Raw genomic sequence first — 3,791 nt, forward strand, 5'->3', positions numbered from 1 at the left:
GCATCGCCTCGCGCCGCAGGTCGAGATAGCGGTACCGCAGGCGCGTCTCCTCGGGGTAATCCTGATCGCCGAAGACCTGCAGCGGCAGCTCGTCCGAGCGGCCCAGCACGGTCAGGTCCTGGATGTAGACCTCGATCGCGCCGGTGGGGATGCGCGGGTTGACCAGGCTCTCGTCGCGGGCCTTCACGACGCCGTCGATCCGCACGCACCATTCGGCGCGCAGCTTCTCGACCTCGGCGAAGACGGGGCTGTCGGGATCGCACAGCACCTGCGTGATGCCGTAGTGATCGCGCAGGTCGACGAACAGCACGCCGCCGTGATCGCGGATGCGGTTGACCCAGCCCGCAAGCCGGACGGTTTCGCCCACATGGGCCTTGTTCAGATCGGCGCAGGTGTGGCTGCGGAAGGCGTGCATGACGGGGCCTTTCGGTGTGAAACTGCCGGGAATTCAGGCGCCGATACACCGCCCCCAGCCCGCAAAGTCAAGGGAACGCGAAGAATTTGGCGAGAAACGGCGGATCGGTTAGCCTCATGAACCGTTGACAGACTGGTGATTGATTCGTGAAGTGAGGGCAAGGTCATGTGGCAGACCGTTTTCAGTCGTTTTCTGCGACGTTTCATCCGTTACGGAACCTTGCGGGTGACCTGGCCGGACGGACGGGTCGAACGGTTCGGCACCGGCGAAGCCCCCGAGGAAGCCATCCACATCACCGACGACTCCGCCGTCAAGGCGCTAGCGACCAGGCCGGTCCTGGCCCTGGGCGAATGCTACATGGACGGCACGCTGGTGGTGCCCGACGACCAACTCTACGACGTTCTGGCGATGCTGGTGCGCAACCAGCGGATGGGCGGCATGCCCGCTTGGTTCAACGCCTACCAGTCCACCCGCATGGCCGCGCGCCGCTTCGTGCAGCGCAACGACGCGTTGCGCGCGCGCAAGAACGTGGCGCATCACTACGACATCTCGGACGACCTCTACCGCCTCTTCCTTGACGAGGACATGCAGTATTCATGCGCCTACTTCGCGCGCCCCGAGATGACGCTGGAACAGGCGCAGGAGGCCAAGAAGGCGCATATCGCCCGCAAGCTGCGGATCGAGCCGGGGATGCGCGTGCTCGACATCGGCTGCGGCTGGGGCGGCATGGCGATGACGCTGGCGCGCGACTTCGGCGCGCAGGTCACCGGCGTGACCCTGTCGCAGAACCAGCATGCCACCGCGACCAAGCGCGCCGAGGCAGCCGGCCTGTCCGATCGCGTCAAGTTCGAGCTGCGCGATTACCGCAAGGTGCAGGACAACTTCGACCGGATCGTCAGCGTCGGCATGCTCGAGCACGTGGGCCTGCCGCATTACGGCGACTACTTCGACAAGGTGTGCGACCTGCTGGACCCGGACGGCGTGGCGCTGATCCACACCATCGGCAACGTCGAGGCACCGTCGCCCACCAACCCGTGGCTCGAGAAGTATATCTTCCCCGGCGGCTACGTGCCGTCGATGACCGACCTCATGCCCGCGGTCGAACGCTCGGGCCTCTACACCCAGGACATCGAGATCCTGCGCGGCCATTACGGCCCGACCCTGCACCACTGGCACCTGCGCTTCGAGGAGAACATCGACAAGGTGCGCGCCATGTACGACGAACGCTTCGTGCGCATGTTCCGCTTCTACCTCGTCGCCTGCGAGATGGCGTTCGAGGAGCAGTGGCAGGCGGTGTTCCAGTTCCAGCTGGGGCGCAAGCAATACGCCGTGCCGAAGACGCGCGACTATCTCTACGGACCGGCCGAGCAACCCGCCATGCGCGCCGCCGAGTGAAGCCCGCCCGACGAACGAAACGCGGCGCCGACATCCCGGCGCCGCGTTTTTCATGCGGTGACGACGGGGCGCCCCACCGGGCACCCCGTGCGCCTTACTTCTGCTGTTCCACCTGCGTGCCGGTGCCCGGACGCGCCTTGCCCAGGTCCGGCTTCTGGCCCTGCGGCTCGGGCTTTTCCTTGATGCTGAACTCGGACCGGCCGTCCAGCGACTTGCCCTTGGTCCAGCGGCCTTCCGGCGTCGGCTCGTCCAGCGAGGTGTTGAGGAAGTAGTAGCTGTGCTCGGTCGCCTCGTGCTCCTGCGGGGTCGAGTTCGGGATCGGCAGCTGCGCCTCCATGCCGCCCAACTCCTCGATCACCGCCAGCCACTGCTGCTGGTGCATCGTGTCCCGCGCGATCAGGAACGACAGCATGTCCTTCATGCCCGCGTCGTCGGTCATGTTGTAGAGACGGCTGGCCAGCACGCGGCCGCCGGCCTCGGCGGTGGCGTTGGCCATCATGTCCGCGCCCAGGTTGCCCGTGGCGTAGACGTGGCTCATGTCGAAGGGCACGCCGTTGGCGTTGACCGGCATCGCCGACAGGCCCGACGACAGGATGTGGCGCGGGTTCGTCCCGCCCAGGATCGCGTTGACCACCGGGTCCTGCGCGGCCTTCTCCTGCACCGAGACCGGCGCGCCTTCGAGGTTCAGCGCCACGGCATGGCCGAGGAACTCGATGTGCGACAGCTCTTCGGTCGCCGTCATCATCAGCATGTCGCGATACTTGGCGTCGCCGCGCGCGCCCATCGCCTGGAAGAAGTACTGCATGGCGACGCGGATCTCGCCCTCGATGCCGCCGATCGCCTGCTGCAGGTGCTTGGCGAAGATCGGATCCGGCGTGTCGACACGAACCTGGTACTGGAGTTTCGAGGAGTGGTGAAACATCGGGATTTCCTTTGAACTGACATTGTCGGACGGCCCGGCACCGCCACTGCCCCGACAACAAGGCGCCCGCCCCCGTGTTCCGGTGAATTTTCGACAACAGCGGCATGGCGCCGGGGCGGGCCGTGCACCCGTCGCCGGGGATTGGGCTTGCACGGGCGGGTGCGCTGTCTATAACGCCGCCAATTTGCCCGACCTGACCTGACCCACTTTTCCGGGGGACCGAATGCCCAAACGCACCGATATCTCGTCCATCATGATCATCGGCGCGGGGCCCATCATCATCGGGCAGGCCTGCGAATTCGACTATTCCGGCGCCCAGGCCTGCAAGGCCCTGCGCGAGGAAGGCTATCGCGTCATCCTCGTGAACTCGAACCCGGCGACGATCATGACCGATCCGGGCCTGGCCGACGCCACCTATATCGAGCCGATCACCCCCGAGGTGGTCGCCAAGATCATCGCCAAGGAAAAGCCCGACGCGTTGCTGCCCACGATGGGCGGCCAGACGGGCCTCAACACTGCGCTGAAGCTCGAGGAGATGGGCGTGCTGGCCGAGCACGGCGTCGAGATGATCGGCGCGCGCCGCGAGGCGATCGAGATGGCCGAGGACCGCCGCCTCTTCCGCGAGGCGATGGACCGCATCGGCCTGGAAAACCCCGCCGCGACCATCGTCACCGCGCCGCTGAAACCCAACGGCAAGCGCGACCTCGACGCCGGCGTGGCCGAGGCGCTGGCCGCGCTCGACATCGTGGGCTTGCCGGCGATCATCCGCCCCGCCTACACGCTGGGCGGCACCGGCGGCGGCGTCGCCTACAACCGCGAGGATTACATCCATTACTGCCGCTCGGGCATGGATGCCTCGCCCGTGGGCCAGATCCTGATCGACGAGTCGCTGCTGGGCTGGAAAGAGTTCGAGATGGAGGTCGTCCGCGACAAGGCGGACAACGCGATCATCGTCTGCGCCATCGAGAACGTCGACCCGATGGGCGTGCATACCGGGGATTCCATCACCGTCGCCCCCGCGCTGACGCTGACCGACAAGGAATACCAGATGATGCGCAA

The 3,791-nt window shown here is 66.3% G+C and carries 3 protein-coding genes and 1 pseudogene; 2 read left to right on the top strand and 2 right to left on the bottom strand.

Annotation, left to right across the window (positions count from 1 at the left end; all coding sequences use genetic code 11):
- The coding region (locus ACFDTC_RS17715) for an OB-fold nucleic acid binding domain-containing protein (protein ID WP_375260199.1) at window positions 1-415 on the bottom strand (415 nt) is incomplete at its 3' end.
- Window positions 416-640: 225 nt separating this feature from the next.
- Here ACFDTC_RS17715 and ACFDTC_RS17720 point away from each other — a divergent pair.
- Entirely contained in the window at window positions 641-1,810 is a 1,170-nt protein-coding gene (locus ACFDTC_RS17720) for a class I SAM-dependent methyltransferase (RefSeq protein ID WP_375260200.1), read from the top strand.
- Between the two features lie 94 nt (window positions 1,811-1,904).
- Here ACFDTC_RS17720 and ACFDTC_RS17725 read toward each other — a convergent pair whose 3' ends face one another.
- The gene (locus ACFDTC_RS17725; RefSeq protein WP_375260201.1) at window positions 1,905-2,732 is read right to left on the bottom strand and encodes a manganese catalase family protein; all 828 of its coding nucleotides are present in this window, start codon (window positions 2,730-2,732) and stop codon (window positions 1,905-1,907) included.
- A 223-nt stretch (window positions 2,733-2,955) separates the two neighbouring features.
- Here ACFDTC_RS17725 and ACFDTC_RS17730 point away from each other — a divergent pair.
- A pseudogene (locus ACFDTC_RS17730) lies at window positions 2,956-3,791 on the top strand (carbamoyl phosphate synthase large subunit); the annotation flags it as partial.

The organism is Citreimonas sp., assembly GCF_042096055.1.
In the GTDB taxonomy this organism is placed as follows: domain Bacteria; phylum Pseudomonadota; class Alphaproteobacteria; order Rhodobacterales; family Rhodobacteraceae; genus Citreimonas.